The organism is Ensifer sp. D2-11, from assembly GCF_054161295.1.
Genome location: NZ_CP096435.1, coordinates 121,790 through 139,028, shown reverse-complemented (window position 1 = coordinate 139,028; position 17,239 = coordinate 121,790). Strand labels below are relative to the sequence as shown.

The following is a 17,239-nucleotide window of genomic DNA, read 5'->3' as shown; positions in this document are numbered from 1 at the left end:
GCGCCGCGCGTCTTATCGGACGCGCAAAACGCTGTCGCACTTTGATCTGCTGCATGCTTTGTCCTTTAATTGGCTACGATCAAAGGACGCCAGAAAACGGTCACTCGAACAGGTCTGGATTGTCCGCCTCGATCTGCGGCAGGTCGGCGAGAATGCCGTTGAGATGGTTGCGCATGGCGATCGCTGCAGCGTCGGCATCCCGGGCGTCGATGGCGGTGATGATCGCCTCATGTTCGGCAATCAGTTTCTTCATCGAGTCGGGATGACGCAGCTGGAGGTTGCAGACTCGATCCATGTGCGCCTTGATGTCGGAGATGGCGTTCCAGGCGAGGCCGCAGCCTGCACCCTCGGCGATCGCAATATGGAACTGCTCGTCCTCCCGTCGAAAAGCGTTGTGGTCATGCGCCTCATTCGCCGCCTTTTGCCGAGCGAGGATCGTGTCGATCTTGCGTCGCGTCCAGCTATCGAATGTCTCGCTGGCCCGGCGCGCCACCGCGACTTCGATCGCCTCGCGTACGAAGCGGGATTCCATCATTTGTCTGGCTGAAATCCGCACGACGACGGTGCCCCTGTTGGGCCGGATATCCACCAGTTTGGATTTGCCGAGAGCGATGAGCGCCTCGCGCACCGGCTGACGCGACACGCCCATGCGTGTGGCGATTTCCTGCTCGGATAGCCGCATTCCGGGGGCGAGCTCCAGCCGGATGATGGATTCGCGCAAGTCCCGCTCGACTTGGGCCGCGGCGGTTTCGCCGGTGTCGATCTTCAGGGATTCGAGGTTCATGTCTTTCGCCGCCGTCATCCGTTGACATCCAATTTGAACCACCATACAGTACCATACAATTCAGGCGCAACAGAAATCCGGCAAACCGGATGAACAGGGAGGGGCTGGCACCGCGCGGGCCGGCCTGAGAACGCTATTGCTGTCCAATTTCATCGCACCCGATTCCAATGATCCCCGCCTCCGCATTAAATCCCGCTACCAGATGCTTGTCGATGGCAAGTCCGTCGATGCCGCTTCGGGCAGGACGATCGATCGGGTGAGCCCCGGCCACGCCGGCGTGGTGGTCGGCATCTGGCCGGAAGCCTCGGCCGACGACGTGCGCAAGGCCGTCGCGGCCGCCCGGAAAGCCTTTGATACCGGCCCGTGGCCGCGCATGTCGGGCGCAGAGCGGTCGCGCCTGATGTTCAAGGTCGCCGACCTCATTCTCGCGAGGCAGGAGGAGCTGGCGCTGATCGAGAGTCTCGAGGTCGGCAAGCCGATCGTGCAGGCGCGCGGCGAAATCGGTTTCTGCGCAGACCTCTGGTCCTATGCCGCCGGCCAGGCCCGCGCGCTGGAAGGACAGACCCACAACAATATCGGCGACGATCGCTTGGGCCTTGTCCTGCGCGAGCCGGTCGGGGTCGTCGGCATCATCACGCCCTGGAACTTCCCCTTCATCATCGCGTCGGAACGCGTGCCCTGGGCGATCGGCAGCGGCTGCACGGTCGTGCTGAAGCCCTCCGAGTTCACCTCGGGCACGTCGATCCGTATGGCGGAGCTGGCGCGCGAAGCCGGCATTCCCGATGGCGTGTTCAACGTCGTCACCGGTTATGGCGATCCCGCTGGCCAGGTGCTGGCCAAAGACCCGAACGTCGACATGGTCGCCTTTACCGGCTCTGTCCGCGTCGGCACGAAGCTCGGCGAGATCGCGGCGCGCAGCGTCAAGCGCGTCGGGCTGGAGCTTGGCGGCAAGGGGCCGCAGATCGTCTTCGCCGATGCGGATCTCGACGCGGCGGCAGACGGCATCGCCTATGGCGTCTACCACAATGCCGGCCAGTGCTGCATTTCCGGCAGCCGGCTTCTGGTGCAGGAGGGCATCCGCGATGCGCTGATGGAGCGCCTGCTCGACATCTCGCGCAAGGTGGCCTTCGGCGATCCGCTGAACGAACGCACCAAGATCGGCGCAATGATCTCGCAGGCGCATGCCGAAAAGGTGCATTCCTATGTGACGGCCGGCATCGCATCGGGCGCGGAACTGCTGCTGGGTGGCGAAAGGATCGGCAGGGAGGCCGGTCTTTACTACGCACCGACCGTCTTTGCCGGCGTCACGCCCGACATGTCGATCGCACGCGAGGAGATCTTTGGGCCGGTGCTTTCAACGCTGACCTTCAAGACCGCGGACGAAGCCGTAGCGCTGGCGAACGCCACCGAGTTCGGTCTTTCGGCCAGCGTCTGGTCGACCAATCTCGAAACCGCGCTGCAGAGCATCCGCCGCATCCGCGCCGGCCGATGCTGGATCAACAGCGTGATCGACGGCACGCCGGAGCTGCCGATCGGCGGCTACAAAAAAAGCGGCCTTGGCCGCGAGCTCGGCCGCTACGGCTTTGACGAATATTCCCAGTTCAAGGGCGTCCACGTAACGCTCGGGCGCCCCGCGCCCTGGTTCACGTAACAGGCCGCAGTCTGGGGTCAGGAGGAGGAATATCTCGGCTGGCGTGATCTTTGGTCGGAGCCCGCCAGCCGAGACTTGGGTCTTGCGACCCCGCAATGCACATCCAAAGGGAGGATACGCAAATGAAACTGACCAGGCTCAGAACCGCAGCGCTGGCTGCGGGCCTTGCCACCTTGTTGACGTCGACCGCACTCGCCGCAGACGTCAAGGCAACGATGATCATCTATCTCGATCCGAGTGTGCAGTTCTTTAATCCGGTGGTGAAGGGAGCGCAAGACGCCGCCGCTCAATTCGGCGTCGACCTCGACGTACAGTATGCCAACAACGATCCGGTGCGCCAGAACGACCTGATCGAGAGCGCGACGGCCAGCGGCGTCGACGGCATCGCCGTCGCGATCTCCAGTTCGGATGCTTTCGATGAGAGCATCTGCGCGGCAGTCAAGGCCGGCATCATTGTCATCGGCTTTAACAACGATGACCTCGACGGCGCCAAGGGCAACTGTCGCCAGGCCTATGTCGGCATGGACGAGCTTGCCTCCGGCTATGAGCTCGGCAACCGCATGATCAAGGAATTCGGCCTCAAGTCCGGCGACGTCGTCTTCAACCCGCGCGAAATTCCGGAAGCGAGCTTTGCGGTCGCCCGTGGCGGCGGCATCGAGAAGGCGATGACCGAAAACGGCATCAAGGTGGAGACCGTTCGTGCTGGTCTCGACCCCGCCGAAGCGCAGAACATCATGGCGCAATTCCTCATCGCCAACCCGAACGTGAAGGCGCTGTTCGGCACCGGCTCGGTCACCTCGACCGTCGGCGCGGGCGCCATCAAGGACGCCGGCGTAGACATTCCATTCGGTGGTTTCGACCTTGCGGTCGAGATCGTAAACGCGGTGGAATCCGGCGCGATGTACGCGACCATGGACCAACAGCCCTATCTGCAGGGCTACTACCCGATCGCCCAGATCGCGCTTGCCAAAAAATACGGGCTGACACCGACCGACATCGACACGGGCCAGGGCGCCTTCCTCGACAAGTCGCGCATCGGTTCGGTCAAGCCGCTGATCGGCAGCTACCGCTAACCGCGTTCCGTGGGAGCCTGCCGGCGCGCCCGGCCGGTTCCCCATTCCCCAACGATCGAGTGCCAGACCGTGACACCTGTCCTAGCCGAAAGTGCCGCGCCACGCTCGCGGACCCAGAGACAATCCATTCTCAAGCAGATTATGGGCATGCCCGCGGGAGCGATCTTTCTCGTCTTCATGACCCTGCAGATCGTCTGCATCGCCGGCGCGCTCCTCTATCCCGACGAGTTCCGCTACCTCTCGCCGCAGAACCTGACGATCCTGATGAAGGCGATCCCCGTGCTCGGATGCCTCGCGCTCGGAGCCGGCGTATTGATGATCGCCGGTGAATTCGACCTTTCCATCGGCTCCGTCTACACGTTCACGGCCGTGCTGATGGCGTCGCTCGTCAATGCAGGGCTGAGCGCCTTCATCGCAGCACCGATCGGTATTCTGACCGGCCTGCTGATCGGTTCCCTCAACGGCCACATCACCCTGCGCTTCGGCCTGCCGTCCTTTATCGTCACGCTCGGCGGGCTCCTCTTCTGGCGCGGCGCGGTGCTGCTCTACAACGGTGCCGTCCAGGTGCGTTTCGACCCGGAGCCGGTCTTCACCAGCCTCTTTTCCGGCACCCTGTTCGGCGTGAACGCCGCCTTCATCTGGATCGTCCTCTTCGTCGTCGGCTTTCACCTGCTGCTACACCGCCACCGCTTCGGCAACCACGTCTTCGCGACGGGTGGCAATCGCGGTGCGGCCGAGGCGATCGGCATCAACACCAGCCGGGTCAAACTGATTGCCTTTGCGATTGCTGGCGGCATGGCTGCGGTCGCGGGCATTCTTGCCACTGCCCGCGTCGGCAGCGTGCAGCCTGGGCAGGGTGCGGGTCTGGAACTCCAGGCGATTGCCGCCTGCGTCATCGGCGGCCTGTCGCTGCGAGGAGGGCGCGGATCGATCATAGGCATCTTTCTCGGCGTGCTGCTCATCCACACGATAACCGACGTCCTGCTTCTCCTGCGGGCACCGGGCTTCTATCTCGACATGTTCATCGCCACGCTGATCGTGCTGGCCGCCATCTTCAACCATCTCATCGAGCGGCGAGGTCTTGCGTGATGTCGACCCCCAATCTTCTCGAACTGCATAACATCTCGAAGAGCTTCGGTGCGCTGACCGCGCTTCGCAATCTGAGCTTCCATATCGGCGAGGGTGAAGTGGTCGGCCTTTTGGGCGACAACGGCGCCGGCAAGTCGGCGACCGTCAACCTCATCTCCGGCATCCACAAACCGACGGACGGCTATCTCACCGTGGATGGCAAGAAGACGACCTTCACCTGCCGCTCGGATTCCGCCGATGCCGGCATCGAAACGATCTACCAGCACACCGCGCTGGTCGATTCCCTCTCGATTACCCGCAACATCTTCATGGGCCGTGAGATGACCGATCGCTTCGGCTTCCTCAGGCAGCGCGAGATGCGCGACATCGCCATGGAAGTCTTGCAGAACGCCGTGCACATCTCCGGCATCGATTCCCCGGACACGCTCGTCGGCAATCTCTCCGGCGGGCAGAAACAGGCGGTCGCAATCGCACGCGCCGTCTATTTCAAGAAGCGCGTGCTGCTCCTCGATGAGCCGACCTCGGCGCTCTCCGTACGCGAAACGGAAGCGTTGCTGAACCAAGTGCTGAAGCTCAAGGCGGAGAATGTCTCGAGTGTGCTGGTGACCCACAATCTCTACCACGCCTACCAGGTCTGCGACAGGTTCGTGATCATGAGCCATGGCACGAAGGTCTTCGACGTGCAGAAGGCCGATACGACGATCAACCAGCTGACCGAATATGTCGTGCTTACCTGATCCCCCACTCCTCGAAAGCAAGAGGCAGATGCCGTGACTATTTCCGTATCAGTTCGCCAGGTGGTCGGGCCGGAGGATGCCACAAGGCGCAACACGCAGGGCCTGCGCGACGGCTTCGTCATCGAAGCGCTTTTCCAGCCGGGCCGAGCCAACCTCACCTATAGCCATCTTGACCGCATGATCGTCGGCGGCGTAGTGCCGGCGGCGGACAAGCTCGTGATCGACCGGATTGCCGAGACAGGCACGCAGCGCTTTCTCGACCGCCGCGAAGCGGCGATCATCAATATCGGCGGCGCCGGCACGGTCAGCGTCGGGGACAAGGAGCATGTGCTCGGCTTTCAGGAAGCGCTCTATGTCGGGATGGGCGGTGGTGCGCTCGGCTTTGCCAGCGACGACGCTAACGCGCCGGCCTTGTTCTACCTCCTGAGCGCGCCCGCGCACCGCTCCTGTCCGACCGTGCACATCACCCGCGACATGGCGAAAAAGGTGAGCCTGGGTTCGGCAGAAGAGTCCAACGCCCGCACCATCAACCAATATGTCCATCCGGATGTCTGCGAGAGCTGCCAATTGCTCGTCGGCCTCACGATGTTCGAGCCGGGTTCGGTCTGGAACACCATGCCGGCGCATGTGCATGACCGGCGGATGGAGGTCTACCTCTATTTCGGCATGCAGGAGGCGACGCGCATCTTTCACTTCATGGGCGAGCCGGGCGAAACACGGCATGTCGTCCTGAAGAACCATGAAGCAGTGCTCTCGCCAGGCTGGTCGATCCACTCCGGCGCGGGTACCGGGCGCTACGCCTTCATCTGGGCGATGGCTGGCGACAACATGAGCTTCACCGACATGGACAAGGTGCCGATGGAAGCGCTGCGGTGAATATCAAAAGATCCTCAAGCCCGCCGAATCCAACCAAAAGTCAATCGTGATTCCCTGCCCGTCCTGGGCACAGCCGGTATGGGCGTAGGACCTTTGGCGCCTTAGTCTCGGACCAATGTCCTATCGTCGTAAACAGACGACATGCTAGATTCCGCACTCTGTTTGGTGCCCTGCTAGACTGAGGCCCGGTGATTCCACGGCGGACCTTACCTCGCGAGGCTATGCAACCACCCATTGCTTGGGGATTCGGACATGGACGACCGCGATACGAACCACAATGGCGAGAAAAATTCTGCTTCGGACCTCTTGGAAATTGCGACACAACTCGCGGCGCTGGCCGAGGACATCAAAACCTTGGCTGCAATGCCGATCGAGCAGATTTCAACATTGATCGAACCGGGCGATAGACCTGAAGCAAGCTCGGAATGACCGTAATTCCCGCACGGGTGGGCGCGGCTCTCGTTGTTTTGCCCGCCGTGATCGAAAGGCCGCCGCCTCGGTGCACTCATGGAACCATTTTTCGGCAACAGCCATTGCGCATTCACCTCGTCGATGGATACAGGGCGTAACAATGGACGTGCAGAAGGCTGGAATGGCTCGGCTGCTATTGGCGGCACCTAATGTTCGCGACAGTGCCTGGATGATTCACGACCTCACTTTCTTGAAGCTATGCGAGGTTTACGAGCATGCGTGCCTGCGGCGCGACGTTCTGCGATGTGCGGGATTAAAAGACGACGCCGCCCTGCTCAAATCCGAAGAGGAATGCAAAAGCCTCGAAGTGGCCGCCATCGCTTACATTCGCGAGCGCCAAAAGTTCTCCGGCCTCGGGCGCCAATGAGGCAGGAGTGAAGCGACCATCCGAAGGAAAGTCCGCAGACCATACCGCGTCGAGCGACCGCTGCCCCAGCTCCGCGAGCATGGTCTGATACATGAGATCGATCGACTTCAGCATGGAGGCATCCTGTCGTTATTCCCTTTTTGTGGAAGGTATAACACAGCAGGAAATAGAGAAGGGAATGCGGTTCTCCAGAGCGGTTCACCCGGGCCAACCCGAAGGCTTCGCAACGCCTGTGGAGACTATTTTCCTTCCAACCACTCCTGCAGTTCCGCTTCCGCCCGCTCCAGCGCGCTGTAGTTCAGGAGTTTGCGCAGGAAGGCGATCGTGATGGCGCGGGCACGCAGATTGAAGCGGCCGTCGTCATTGTCGTCGCTAGCGGCCTGGTAGACGTCGAGCTTGTCGTAAAGCTGCTGCAGGCGATTCTGCACACTGCGCAGCGACAGGCCGCGGCGCCTGCCAATAGCCCTGTCGGTAAGGCCAAGTGCGATATCGACGAGGATCTCGTATTCGGAATCGGTAAACCCGTTCGTCTGGCCGAGGCTCTTCTGCTGAAGACCCCGCACCTCGCGATCAATGACGCATTGGCTCTCGATGAAGATAGAGCGCAGTGCAAGCTTCAGCCTCTCGTCTGACGCGGATTTCAGGACGTAGCCATAGGCAGCTCCATCCGGAACGATGCGCGAGACGCCGCGCACATACGCCTCGTCCGAATAGTTCGACCAGAACAGGATGCGGGTCTCCGGCCGTTCCTTCCAGATCGTGCGCGCCGCCTCGATGCCATTGCGGCTCGCCATCTGCAGATCCATGACGATATGCGCTGATTTATGCTCGCGGGCGAGCTTCTCGCCGACCGTTCCATTTTCCGCCTCGATCACAGTGTCGCATTCCGGCAGGGCGGCATTGACCGCCTCATGCAGGTAGGAGCGATGCAACGGGTCGTCCTCGACGATCAGAACCTTCATTCCGCCCTCTCCTCAATTGAGCCCGAGTCGTGCGGCGCGAGCGGCAGCACCACGCGGACCACGGTGCCTCGATTATTGTGGCCCGGACCGATCGTGAAACGCGCGGAAATCAGTCGCGCCCGGGTCTTCATGTTGTCGATGCCCTCGCCGATGCGTCCCCGCGTTTTGGCAAGTCCGGTTCCATCATCCGAAATCTCGATCGACAACCGGTCGTCGTCGGCGTCGAGCCGCACCTTGACGGCAAGCGGGGCAGCGTGGCGCACGGCATTGTTGATCGCCTCCTGAGCGATGCGGAACAGCGCAACGATGACGGTCGGCTCCAGCCGTTCCAGCGCGCCATTCGTCTCGTCGGCAAGGCCCCATTCGATGATGGAGCCCGTGTCCCGCGTCGAACGGTCCAGGTGGTGCTCGATCGCCTGGGTAAGTCCAAAGAGCTGGAGAACGGAAGGCTTTGCCTGCTCGATGATCTGCCGCAGGTCCTGCATGCAGTGCTGCAGGGAGCGGGAGACGGGCTCCAGTGCTTCCGGCGCCACCTCGCCGTTGCGCGACAGCCGATCGATTCGGCGAGCGAGACGCGTCAGGTCGGCGAGGGTCTGGTCGTGAAGGTCCATGCCGATGCGCTGGCGCTCCTGCTCCAACGCTTCGGTGAGTCTCAACGCACCTAGCCGCAGTCCCTCCTCGCGGGCACGGGCTTCCGCTTCCACGATCGCCGACCGTTGCGCCTGCTCGGCCGCCCGCAGCGCGAAGAAATAGGGCGTAAGCAGGTCTGCGATGATGCGGGCCCGCTCGACGTCCTCCATTGTATAGACACCCGCTTCCTGCGAGGAGCATGAAAGCGCCGCGATGATAGTGCCCTGCACCTTCATCGGTACATGCAGGCGGCTCCTCAGTGACTGTTCGACGATAGGCCGCTTGAACGCACCCTCGAAATGGAAGCGCGGGTCGGTCATTGCGTCGTCGGCCAGCAGGAAGTCCACTTCGCCCCACAGAAGGGAGCGGATCGGACTGTTGACGACAGGTGCGCCGGCGAGATCGCCCCAGGCGGTCTCGATACCCGTCTCATAGGCGGTGTGATAGTTGCCGTCTTCCAGGAGCACGCAGACATCGAGATGGTCGTGCGGGATAATATGCGCGACCTCCGCTGCGACGGAGCGAATGGCCGAGCGAAAGTCGAGCTGGCCCGCAAGCAACCGGGAAATGCCGAGATAATGATCGAACATAACTGCGGGTGCAGGATGCAGCATGGTGTTTCCTCCAGAAGCGGCAGGCTCCTCAACCCGCCGCAGTCGCTTCGCCAGTAAGCGCCCGCGGGAGCGCCGCCGTCTTGCGTAAACCCGCAGCTTGTTTCGCAAAACCCGCAAACATCTTGCCGCCTTGCGCCTGTACAGGTCCACCGATCTCCCGCATCCTGCCCTTACTGAGAGGAGGAAGCTCAGTGCAAGAACAATCTCGCCCGAACCCGATTGGCCGGGACGGGTGAAGCGATCGCCTGCCAGGCGATCATGAGGGAGAGAGACATGACCATCCGTAAGATGCTTCTGGCATCGGCCGCGATCGCTTGCGCCGCGATGCCCGCTTCCGCATTTGCCGACACCTCGGCCAAGAAGATCGCCCTCTCGAACAACTATGCCGGCAATTCGTGGCGCCAGGCCATGCTGACGAGTTGGGAAAAGGTGACGGGCGAAGCCGTGAAGGCCGGCGTCGTCGCCTCGGCCGACGCCTTCACCACCGCCGAGAACCAGGCAACGGAACAGGCCGCGCAGATCCAGAACATGATCCTGCAGGGCTATGACGCGATCGTGCTGAACGCCGCCTCACCGACAGCGCTGAACGGCGCGGTCAAGGAGGCCTGCGATGCCGGCATTACCGTCGTCTCCTTCGACGGCATTGTGACCGAACCCTGCGCCTGGCGCATCGCCGTCGATTTCAAGGAAATGGGCCGCAGTCAGGTCGAGTATCTGTCGAACAAGCTTCCGGACGGTGGCAATCTGCTCGAGATCCGCGGCCTTGCCGGTGTATTCGTCGACGACGAGATCTCGGCCGGCATCCATGAGGGCGTCAAGCAGTTCCCCCAGTTCAAGATCGCCGGCTCCGTGCACGGAGACTGGGCGCAGGACGTGGCGCAGAAGGCGGTTGCCGGCATCCTGCCGAGCTTGCCTGACATCGTCGGGGTGGTGACGCAGGGCGGAGACGGTTATGGTGCCGCGCAGGCCATCGCCGCGACCGACCGGAAGATGCCGATCATCGTGATGGGCAATCGCGAGGATGAACTGAAGTGGTGGAAGGAGCAGAAGGATGCGAACGGCTATGAGACCATGTCGGTCTCGATAGCGCCTGGTGTCTCCACCCTGGCCTTCTGGGTCGCCCAGCAGATCCTCGACGGCAAGGAGGTCAAGAAGGACCTCGTCGTTCCCTTTCTGCGCATAGATCAGGACAATCTCGAAGCGAACCTCGCCAGTACCCAGGCCGGTGGCGTCGCCAATGTGGAGTACACGCAGGAAGACGCGATCAAGGTCATCGAGTCGGCGAAGTAAGTCTCCCGGTGGCTGCCGCGTGGCCGTAGATGACCGCGCGGCAGCCTTGTTGAGCAGATGATGGCGAGCAGTATGGACGACGTAGCGAAGGCGATCATTGCGGTCGATGGCGCCAAAGTGAGCTTCGGCGCAGTCAAGGCGCTCGACGGCGTCACGCTTCGTGTCATGCCCGGCGAATGCGTTGGGCTCGTCGGACATAATGGGGCCGGCAAGTCCACGATCGTCAGCGTGATCAATGGCGGCCTCACGCCGCACCACGGAACCGTCACGAGTGACGGCGAGCGGCAGGAACACTACGGCATCAATGCCGCCCGCGACCGAGGCGTGCGTTGCGTCTTTCAGGAGCTGTCCCTCTGCCCCAACCTCTCCATCGTCGAGAACACCCGTCTTGTACATCGCGCTCTCGGCGGTTTCGGCTGGCGTTCGCGGGCTGCGACGATCATCGAGAAGAGCCTCGACGCCGTCTTCCCCGGCCATGGCATCGACAGCGGCCGGACCGTGGGAGATCTTTCGATCGCCGAACGGCAGATGGTCGAAATCGCTCTGGCCTTTTCCGATGCCGGCACTCCCGCGCGGTTGGTGATCCTGGACGAACCTACATCGTCGCTCGATGCAAGCCTCGCCCGTCAGATGCTCGACCATGTCCGCCGCTTCATCGTCGGGGGCGGATCCGTCATCTTCATCTCGCATATCCTGCACGAGATTCTCGAAACCGCCGACCGTATCGTCGTCATGAAGGACGGCCGTGTCGTCGCCGAACGTCCGGCGCACCGCTTCGACCATCACGGGCTCGTGGAGGCAATGGGGAGCGTCGCGAAGGCGGAAACGGGCCAGCGTCCGGTGCGCGACCAATCCGCGGAGCCGGTCATTCTGTCCCATCAGGCAGCGGGTATTCCCTTCATGGCACGCACTGGCGAGATCATCGGCCTCGCTGGCCTGGCTGGCCACGGACAGACCGAGCTCCTCCTCGCGCTGCATGCCGCCCGGTCCGGCAACTGGCTGCCGCAGCGTAATCCGCTCGTCACCTTCGTCGCCGGCGACCGCCGCCTCAACGGGGTTTTCGAACTGTGGAGCATCCTGCGAAACTTCTCCATCGCCTCGCTCGGCGACATGTCCCGCCGCGGTCTCGTCCTCGAGGCCGGCGAAAAGACGAGAGGAACGGCCTGGAAAGAACGGATCGAAATACGCACGCCCGATTTGGACAACCGCATCCTGTCGCTTTCCGGCGGCAACCAGCAGAAGGTTCTCTTCGCCCGTGCACTCGCCACGCGCGCACGGATCGTCCTGATGGACGATCCGATGCGCGGCGTGGACGTCGGGACCAAGCAGGAAGTCTATGCGATCATCCGCGAGGAAGCGGCGCGCGGCCGCACCTTCATCTGGTACTCGACGGAAATGGACGAGGTTTGCCTCTGCGACCGGGTCTATGTGTTCCGCGAGGGCCGCATCACGGCCGAACTCGGCGGCGATGCCGTCAACGAGGCGAACATTATCTCCGCCTCCTTCGAGGGGGCAGCATGAAGTTCCGCCTATCCTCCGACGCCATTCGCCTTGTCATTCCCGCTCTATCGCTGTCGCTGCTGCTGGCCGCGGTGTTCTGGCTGCAACCGCGCGCCATGAGCTATATCGGCCTTAACCTGCTGTTCAACCTGGCCGTGCCGATCGCGCTCGCGACGATCGCGCAGATGCTCGTGATGGCGGTGAACGATCTCGATCTCTCGATGGGCGCCTTCGTCAGCTTCGTCGCCTGCGTGACCGCGACTTTCCTGCGGGACACCCCGGCAATCGGCATCCTGATTCTCGCCGGCGCGGTCGCAGCCTATGCGGCGATCGGCGTCCTCATCCATTTGCGCAATCTGCCGTCCATCGTCGTCACCCTCGGCATGAGCTTCGTCTGGGGCGGCCTTGCGGTGCTGTTGCTGCCGGCACCGGGCGGGCAGGCGCCCGACTGGGTGCGGTGGCTGATGACCGTCAAGCCGCCCCTGGCCCCAATGGCGATCGTCGCCAGCATCATAATCGCCGTCATTGCGCATTTCATCGTCAAGCGGTGCTCGCTCGGCGTTCTGATCCGCGGCGTCGGCGGCAACCAGCGCTCGGTGGAGCGCGCCGGCTGGTCGATCGTCACGGCGCGCGCGACCGCCTATGCCCTCGCCGGCCTCTTTGCGGTCCTGGCCGGCATCGCCCTCGTCGGTTTGACCACCTCGGCCGATGCCAACATCGCGTTGCGCTACACCCTGCTGTCGATCGCCGGCGTCATCCTTGGGGGCGGCGAATTCATCGGCGGCCGCGTCTCTCCCATCGGGGCCGTCATCGGGGCGCTGACGCTGACGCTTGCCGGCTCGTTCCTCTCCTTCCTGCGCATTTCGCCGGACTGGCAGATTGGCGCCCAGGGCGCGATTTTGATCATCGTGCTCGCGCTCCGCCTGATGCTGAACCGCCTCGAGAAGCGGGAGAAACGCCGATGAACGCGCTCATCCGCCAGTTCGGCAAACCCTGGGTCTGGTCGTGGCTTGCTGCCTTCGTGGTCTGGTTCCTGACGATCATGGTGACGGGCGGCGCCGGTACGCTCGGACTGTCACAGGCAGCGCTCACCTTTGCGGCCTTCTCGGTGATCGTCGGCATCGGGCAGATGTTCGTCATCACCCTCGGCCCCGGAAACATCGATCTCTCGGTTCCCGCCACCATGACGCTCGCCGGCACGGTGGCACTGAAGTTGATGAATGTCGAAAACGGCATGATCCTGCCCGGCCTTCTCCTTGCCGTCTTCATTGGTCTTGGCGTCGGTCTTTGCAACTATACGCTTATCAAGGCGCTGCGCATCCCGCCGATTATCGCAACGCTCTCGATGAGCTTCATCGTCCAGTCCGCCGCGATCTGGACGAACCGCGGTCTTCGTATCAAGCCCCCGAGCGTGCTTGCGGAATTCACCACCACGAATACGCTCGGCGTCCCGAACGTAGCAATCGTCGCTTTCCTGATCTCCATCCTCGCCTGGATCCTGCTTGAGAAGACGATCTACGGCCGTTGGATCTCGGCGATCGGGCAGAGCATGCCGGCCGCGCGCATGGCAGGCATACCGGTCGACGGAACGCGCTTCGTCACCTACCTGTTCTGCGCCGTGCTCGCTTCGATCAGCGGCTATCTGCTCGCCTGCTTCTCCGGCGGCGCGGCGCTCAACATGGGCGCGGAATATCTTCTGATGTCGATCGCCGTCGTCGTGATCGGCGGCACGGCGGTCGCCGGCGGCGATTCCAACGTGCCGGGCATCTGGGGCGCATCGCTCTTCATGTTCCTCGTGGTCTCCATGCTCAACACCTACGGGCTCGGCGCAGGCATCCGCCTCATCATGACCGGCCTCATCATCATCAGCGTCATCATGCTCGCCGGCGGTCGCCGGGGCATGCGATAAACGGAAAGACTGCCATGGCCGAGGCCTCCATCTACGAAATCCACGACCCGCGCTTCCGGCAGATGATCGTGACCAGCGCCGGTCTCGACGAGCTCTATTCGGGCTGCCGCTGGGCGGAAGGTCCCGTCTGGTTCAACGACGCGAACCAGCTCCTGTGGAGCGATATTCCCAATCAGCGCATTCTGCGATGGACGCCGGAGGGCGGCGTTTCCGTCTATCGTCAACCGTCCAATTTTACCAACGGCCATACGCGCGACAGGCAGGGACGGCTCATCTCCTGCGAGCACGGCACGCGCCGCGTCACACGCACCGAGGTGGACGGCTCGATCACCGTACTCGCCGATCGTTTCGAAGGCAGGCGGCTCAATTCGCCGAACGATGTGGTGGTGAAGTCGGACGGCACAATCTGGTTCACCGATCCCACCTACGGCATCATGTCCGACTACGAGGGCTATCGCGCGGACCCGGAGCAGCCGACGCGCAACGTCTACCGGCTCGATCCGGAGACCGGCGAGCTTTCGGCAGTCGTGACGGACTTCATCCAGCCGAACGGCCTCGCCTTCTCGCCCGACGAACAGACCCTCTACGTTGCGGATTCATCGGCAAGCCACGACGACCGCTTCCCTCGGCACATACGCGCCTTCGACTTGACGGACGGCGCCCGGCTCGCGAACGGCCGCGTCTTCTGCGTCATCGACAAAGGAATTCCGGACGGCATCCGGACGGACGCGAACGGAAACTTATGGTCGAGCGCCGGAAATGGAGTGCACTGTTTCGATCCTGCCGGCAAGCTGATCGGCAAGATCCTCGTTCCGCAGACCGTCGCCAATCTCACATTCGGCGGTCCAAGGCGCAACCGCCTGTTCATTGCGGCAACCCGCTCACTTTATTCACTTTATGTCGCCGTGACGGGATCCCAGGCGCCTTAGAGCCATTCCAGGAGAAGTGTGTAACGGTTTTCCTCGAAACGGCCAAAGGCGTCGCTCGTCTGATCGGAGGGGCGGCCTCCTCCGGGCGATAGGTTTCCGGCGGAGATAGCGAAGTTCGTCATCGAGCACGCCTTGTGCAATCTCGATCACCAGGGTTTCGGCCGACCGGCGGTGCCGCCTGCGGCGGACCTTCGAACGGTCCTTCATGTCGAAGGAGCTGTTTCCCCCGAAAATGCCGAACCCGTAATGCTCAACCAATCGGTTGACATTACCCCATTTCAGCAATACTAAACCATATGGTTGACGAAAAGCTGACTCTGACATTCGCTGCCCTTGCGGATCCCACCCGGAGGGGAATGCTTGCCGCTTTGGCATCTGGTGAGAAGCCTATCAGCGAACTCGCCCGGCCCTATCAGATGACGCTCGCTGGCGCCGCAAAACATGTTGCGATCTTGGCGCGAGCCGGCCTCATCGAACGGCGCAAAGTTGGCCGCCGGAATATCTGCCGGCTAAACGCCGGGAATCTGAAAGAGGCGAATGACTGGCTCGCCCAGTGGGAGCGGTTCTGGAACGTTCGCCTGGACGCGCTTGAACAGGCCCTAAAGGAGGAGCTGAATCAATGACTACAGACAAGATCTCGCCCGACATGCTTCGCTTTGAACGAATCCTCCCGGCACCTGCCGCTACCGTTTGGCAGTACCTGGTTGATCCCGACCTCCGCGCGCGCTGGTTCATGTCGGGTCCAACGGACCTGCAGGTTGGCGGCGCCTTCGGGCTGACCATGGATCACGACCGTCTCTCGGACGAGGTCGTTCCTACGCCGGACCGGTACAAGCCATATGTTGGCCATCGCTGGCACGAACGCATTACTCGCTATGAACCACCTCATCTCCTGGCCTTCACATGGGAGGACGGGAAGGCGGGGGAAGTCACGTTCGAGCTGACCGAGATAGACAGCGGAACGACACGCTTGGTCCTGACCCACACGGGCCTTCGTGGCTCTGAGGACGCGCTCAACTTCGGTGCCGGCTGGCACGCGCATCTGGCAGTTCTTGAAAAACGGATCGTTGGAATAAGCATCCCCGATTTTTGGGCCCTTCATGCCGAAGCTGAGCATGAAATGAAACGGGCGCTAGCTTCTGAAGCGTGACGAATTCCGCTCCCGCTGAATACCACCGAAAGGAACGGGGCGATGAAGGAACGTTTCACATATTCCACCTACATCCGCTGCAGCCCCGATGTTCTTTGGCAAGCCCTCACGGCCCAGGAGGTTACCAGGCAGTATTGGGCGGGCACCTGGCAAGAAAGCGACTGGTCGCGGGGCTCTCCTTGGCGGCTGGTTGCTCCGGATGGGCGGACAGCAGATTCGGGAGAGGTCCTTGAGGCGGATCGACCGAACAAGCTTGTGATTTCCTGGCGCGACGAGCTTCATGAAGAGCTCCGCCAGGAGGGGCATTCCAAAGTTAGCTACGTCATCGAAGAGATCGGCACGTCGGTAAAGCTGACGGTCATCCAAGAATCCGAAGTGGAAAACTCCGTTGCTATCGCTGCTATGTCGAAGGGTTGGCCTCATCTCTTCGCGAGCGTCAAATCTCTTCTGGAGACGGGCTACCCGCTTGAAGAGACAAGGGCGTGGCCCGCAGACCTTTGATCTCGGATCACGATGTCGCGCCGCCGCAGCTGCCTGGCCTATCTCGGGTCGACGATTGCTCTACGTGTTTAGATGTCTGGCTCAAACCTGTTTTTCGCCGCGCTGACGTCGGTCGAGTGAGGCTGCATCTGTGCAGCGTCGAGCGCGATCCTCACGGCGGTCAGATATGATTGCTCGTCGGCGAGCTCCGGCGTGTATTGGCGAACCGTATAAAGCCCCAAGAGCGCCAGGTAGATGGCTTTCGCAAGTTGTTCCGCCAGTGGGTGCGGCGCACCAAGAAGTTTGAACTCCTCCGTGAGGTGTTTTGTGCGCATCGCGTCCACCTCCCGCACTGCCGCCCTTGGCAATGGGTCCTGTGCCGCCCACGCCCGAAGCGCGCACTCTGTTTTCGCGACGTCCAAAGCACCAGACGTCGATACGACGGCGAGTTCTGCCAACGCTTCCAAGCGTTCACGCGGTGTGTCGAAGTGACTAGTCTGTTCGATTAGATTGGCGGTGAAGTCACGCTTCCAAAACTCTATGATCGCCTCGAGAAGCTCGCCTCTATTCTTGAAGCGCCAGTAGAACGGGCCTTTGCTCACACCAAGAATCACGGCCAAACGTTCCACCCTGACCGCCTCAATACCTCCGGCTGTCAGAGCAGATAATCCGGCTGCGACCCAATCGGCCTTTGTTGGCCCATCTTGTCCATCTGCCATTCGACCCG

Annotated in this window: 20 protein-coding genes and 1 pseudogene; 15 read left to right on the top strand and 6 right to left on the bottom strand. The window is 62.1% G+C overall.

Going from position 1 to position 17,239, the window contains the following annotated elements; translation table 11 throughout:
- Positions 1–100: 100 nt before the first annotated feature.
- On the bottom strand, positions 101–802 hold the full coding sequence (locus M1D34_RS26260; protein ID WP_498785471.1) for a GntR family transcriptional regulator: 702 nt from the start codon (positions 800–802) through the stop codon (positions 101–103).
- A 118-nt stretch (positions 803–920) separates the two neighbouring features.
- Here M1D34_RS26260 and M1D34_RS26255 point away from each other — a divergent pair, with 118 nt between their 5' ends.
- From M1D34_RS26255 to M1D34_RS26225, 7 genes are all read left to right on the top strand, one after another.
- Entirely contained in the window at positions 921–2,435 is a 1,515-nt protein-coding gene (locus M1D34_RS26255; RefSeq protein ID WP_498785469.1) for an aldehyde dehydrogenase family protein, read from the top strand.
- 122 nt (positions 2,436–2,557) lie between these two features.
- Positions 2,558–3,508 carry a sugar ABC transporter substrate-binding protein gene (locus M1D34_RS26250; RefSeq protein WP_498785467.1) on the top strand — a complete coding sequence of 317 codons (951 nt, stop codon included), beginning with the start codon at positions 2,558–2,560 and terminating at the stop codon, positions 3,506–3,508.
- Positions 3,509–3,577: 69 nt separating this feature from the next.
- Complete coding sequence (locus M1D34_RS26245; protein ID WP_498785465.1) at positions 3,578–4,597, top strand: ABC transporter permease; 1,020 nt, start codon at positions 3,578–3,580, stop codon at positions 4,595–4,597.
- Positions 4,597–5,334 carry an ATP-binding cassette domain-containing protein gene (locus M1D34_RS26240; RefSeq protein WP_498785463.1) on the top strand — a complete coding sequence of 246 codons (738 nt, stop codon included), beginning with the start codon at positions 4,597–4,599 and terminating at the stop codon, positions 5,332–5,334. Before M1D34_RS26245 ends, M1D34_RS26240 begins: the two co-directional genes overlap by 1 nt.
- 33 nt (positions 5,335–5,367) lie before the next feature.
- Positions 5,368–6,210 (top strand): 5-dehydro-4-deoxy-D-glucuronate isomerase, encoded by an 843-nt coding sequence (kduI, locus tag M1D34_RS26235; protein ID WP_498785462.1) that lies wholly within the window; start codon positions 5,368–5,370, stop codon positions 6,208–6,210.
- Positions 6,211–6,462: 252 nt separating this feature from the next.
- Positions 6,463–6,639 carry a hypothetical protein gene (locus tag M1D34_RS26230; RefSeq protein ID WP_498785460.1) on the top strand — a complete coding sequence of 59 codons (177 nt, stop codon included), beginning with the start codon at positions 6,463–6,465 and terminating at the stop codon, positions 6,637–6,639.
- 142 nt (positions 6,640–6,781) lie between these two features.
- Positions 6,782–7,048 (top strand): hypothetical protein, encoded by a 267-nt coding sequence (locus tag M1D34_RS26225; RefSeq protein ID WP_498785458.1) that lies wholly within the window; start codon positions 6,782–6,784, stop codon positions 7,046–7,048.
- Here M1D34_RS26225 and M1D34_RS26220 read toward each other — a convergent pair.
- The 3 genes and pseudogenes from M1D34_RS26220 to M1D34_RS26210 all read right to left on the bottom strand — a co-directional run.
- Positions 7,043–7,159 (bottom strand): annotated as a pseudogene (locus M1D34_RS26220) (nucleotidyltransferase family protein); the annotation flags it as partial. The gene M1D34_RS26225 and the pseudogene M1D34_RS26220 overlap by 6 nt on opposite strands.
- A 128-nt stretch (positions 7,160–7,287) precedes the next feature.
- Complete coding sequence (locus tag M1D34_RS26215; RefSeq protein WP_498785456.1) at positions 7,288–8,010, bottom strand: response regulator; 723 nt, start codon at positions 8,008–8,010, stop codon at positions 7,288–7,290.
- Positions 8,007–9,254 (bottom strand): GAF domain-containing sensor histidine kinase, encoded by a 1,248-nt coding sequence (locus tag M1D34_RS26210; protein ID WP_498785454.1) that lies wholly within the window; start codon positions 9,252–9,254, stop codon positions 8,007–8,009. Before M1D34_RS26210 ends, M1D34_RS26215 begins: the two co-directional genes overlap by 4 nt.
- 273 nt (positions 9,255–9,527) lie before the next feature.
- On the opposite strand from M1D34_RS26210, the gene M1D34_RS26205 reads away from it, so the two are divergent.
- The 5 genes from M1D34_RS26205 to M1D34_RS26185 all read left to right on the top strand — a co-directional run bounded on the left by M1D34_RS26205 (position 9,528) and on the right by M1D34_RS26185 (position 14,882).
- Positions 9,528–10,544: an ABC transporter substrate-binding protein gene (locus M1D34_RS26205; protein WP_498785452.1), complete on the top strand. Its 1,017-nt coding sequence runs from the start codon at positions 9,528–9,530 to the stop codon at positions 10,542–10,544.
- 72 nt (positions 10,545–10,616) lie between these two features.
- A complete protein-coding gene (locus tag M1D34_RS26200; RefSeq protein ID WP_498785450.1) occupies positions 10,617–12,065 on the top strand; it encodes a sugar ABC transporter ATP-binding protein in 1,449 nt (482 codons plus the stop codon).
- Positions 12,062–13,009 carry an ABC transporter permease gene (locus M1D34_RS26195; protein ID WP_498785449.1) on the top strand — a complete coding sequence of 316 codons (948 nt, stop codon included), beginning with the start codon at positions 12,062–12,064 and terminating at the stop codon, positions 13,007–13,009. The genes M1D34_RS26200 and M1D34_RS26195 overlap by 4 nt, the downstream gene beginning before the upstream one ends.
- A complete protein-coding gene (locus M1D34_RS26190; RefSeq protein ID WP_498785447.1) occupies positions 13,006–13,953 on the top strand; it encodes an ABC transporter permease in 948 nt (315 codons plus the stop codon). The genes M1D34_RS26195 and M1D34_RS26190 overlap by 4 nt, the downstream gene beginning before the upstream one ends.
- Positions 13,954–13,967: 14 nt before the next feature.
- Positions 13,968–14,882, top strand: a complete 915-nt coding sequence (locus M1D34_RS26185) for an SMP-30/gluconolactonase/LRE family protein (RefSeq protein WP_498785445.1) — start codon at positions 13,968–13,970, stop codon at positions 14,880–14,882.
- On the opposite strand, the gene M1D34_RS26180 is transcribed toward M1D34_RS26185, so the two are convergent.
- Positions 14,879–15,004, bottom strand: a complete 126-nt coding sequence (locus M1D34_RS26180; protein ID WP_498785443.1) for a hypothetical protein — start codon at positions 15,002–15,004, stop codon at positions 14,879–14,881. The genes M1D34_RS26185 and M1D34_RS26180 overlap by 4 nt on opposite strands.
- 174 nt (positions 15,005–15,178) lie before the next feature.
- Here M1D34_RS26180 and M1D34_RS26175 point away from each other — a divergent pair, with 174 nt between their 5' ends.
- The 3 genes from M1D34_RS26175 to M1D34_RS26165 are packed head-to-tail and all read left to right on the top strand — an operon-like array spanning position 15,179 to position 16,533.
- The gene (locus tag M1D34_RS26175; protein ID WP_498785441.1) at positions 15,179–15,505 is read left to right on the top strand and encodes an ArsR/SmtB family transcription factor; all 327 of its coding nucleotides are present in this window, start codon (positions 15,179–15,181) and stop codon (positions 15,503–15,505) included.
- Entirely contained in the window at positions 15,502–16,032 is a 531-nt protein-coding gene (locus M1D34_RS26170) for an SRPBCC family protein (protein WP_498785439.1), read from the top strand. Before M1D34_RS26175 ends, M1D34_RS26170 begins: the two co-directional genes overlap by 4 nt.
- Positions 16,033–16,074: 42 nt before the next feature.
- The gene (locus tag M1D34_RS26165) at positions 16,075–16,533 is read left to right on the top strand and encodes an SRPBCC family protein (protein ID WP_498785437.1); all 459 of its coding nucleotides are present in this window, start codon (positions 16,075–16,077) and stop codon (positions 16,531–16,533) included.
- Between the two features lie 68 nt (positions 16,534–16,601).
- On the opposite strand, the gene M1D34_RS26160 is transcribed toward M1D34_RS26165, so the two are convergent.
- Entirely contained in the window at positions 16,602–17,231 is a 630-nt protein-coding gene (locus tag M1D34_RS26160; RefSeq protein ID WP_498785435.1) for a TetR/AcrR family transcriptional regulator, read from the bottom strand.
- Positions 17,232–17,239 lie beyond the last annotated feature (8 nt).

Excerpts from the sequence above, each read along its gene's own strand:
- M1D34_RS26190 (WP_498785447.1), top strand. The coding sequence starts at position 13,006 with ATGAACGCGCTCATCCGCCAGTTCGGCAAACCCTGGGTCTGGTCGTGG.
- M1D34_RS26165 (WP_498785437.1), top strand. The coding sequence starts at position 16,075 with ATGAAGGAACGTTTCACATATTCCACCTACATCCGCTGCAGCCCCGAT.
- M1D34_RS26205 (WP_498785452.1), top strand. The coding sequence starts at position 9,528 with ATGACCATCCGTAAGATGCTTCTGGCATCGGCCGCGATCGCTTGCGCC.
- M1D34_RS26170 (WP_498785439.1), top strand. The coding sequence starts at position 15,502 with ATGACTACAGACAAGATCTCGCCCGACATGCTTCGCTTTGAACGAATC.
- M1D34_RS26260 (WP_498785471.1), bottom strand. The coding sequence starts at position 802 with ATGACGGCGGCGAAAGACATGAACCTCGAATCCCTGAAGATCGACACC.
- M1D34_RS26160 (WP_498785435.1), bottom strand. The coding sequence starts at position 17,231 with ATGGCAGATGGACAAGATGGGCCAACAAAGGCCGATTGGGTCGCAGCC.
- M1D34_RS26185 (WP_498785445.1), top strand. The coding sequence starts at position 13,968 with ATGGCCGAGGCCTCCATCTACGAAATCCACGACCCGCGCTTCCGGCAG.
- M1D34_RS26195 (WP_498785449.1), top strand. The coding sequence starts at position 12,062 with ATGAAGTTCCGCCTATCCTCCGACGCCATTCGCCTTGTCATTCCCGCT.
- M1D34_RS26210 (WP_498785454.1), bottom strand. The coding sequence starts at position 9,254 with ATGCTGCATCCTGCACCCGCAGTTATGTTCGATCATTATCTCGGCATT.
- M1D34_RS26180 (WP_498785443.1), bottom strand. The coding sequence starts at position 15,004 with ATGACGAACTTCGCTATCTCCGCCGGAAACCTATCGCCCGGAGGAGGC.
- M1D34_RS26200 (WP_498785450.1), top strand. The coding sequence starts at position 10,617 with ATGGACGACGTAGCGAAGGCGATCATTGCGGTCGATGGCGCCAAAGTG.
- M1D34_RS26230 (WP_498785460.1), top strand. The coding sequence starts at position 6,463 with ATGGACGACCGCGATACGAACCACAATGGCGAGAAAAATTCTGCTTCG.
- M1D34_RS26175 (WP_498785441.1), top strand. The coding sequence starts at position 15,179 with ATGGTTGACGAAAAGCTGACTCTGACATTCGCTGCCCTTGCGGATCCC.
- M1D34_RS26225 (WP_498785458.1), top strand. The coding sequence starts at position 6,782 with ATGGACGTGCAGAAGGCTGGAATGGCTCGGCTGCTATTGGCGGCACCT.
- M1D34_RS26215 (WP_498785456.1), bottom strand. The coding sequence starts at position 8,010 with ATGAAGGTTCTGATCGTCGAGGACGACCCGTTGCATCGCTCCTACCTG.
- M1D34_RS26250 (WP_498785467.1), top strand. The coding sequence starts at position 2,558 with ATGAAACTGACCAGGCTCAGAACCGCAGCGCTGGCTGCGGGCCTTGCC.
- M1D34_RS26240 (WP_498785463.1), top strand. The coding sequence starts at position 4,597 with ATGTCGACCCCCAATCTTCTCGAACTGCATAACATCTCGAAGAGCTTC.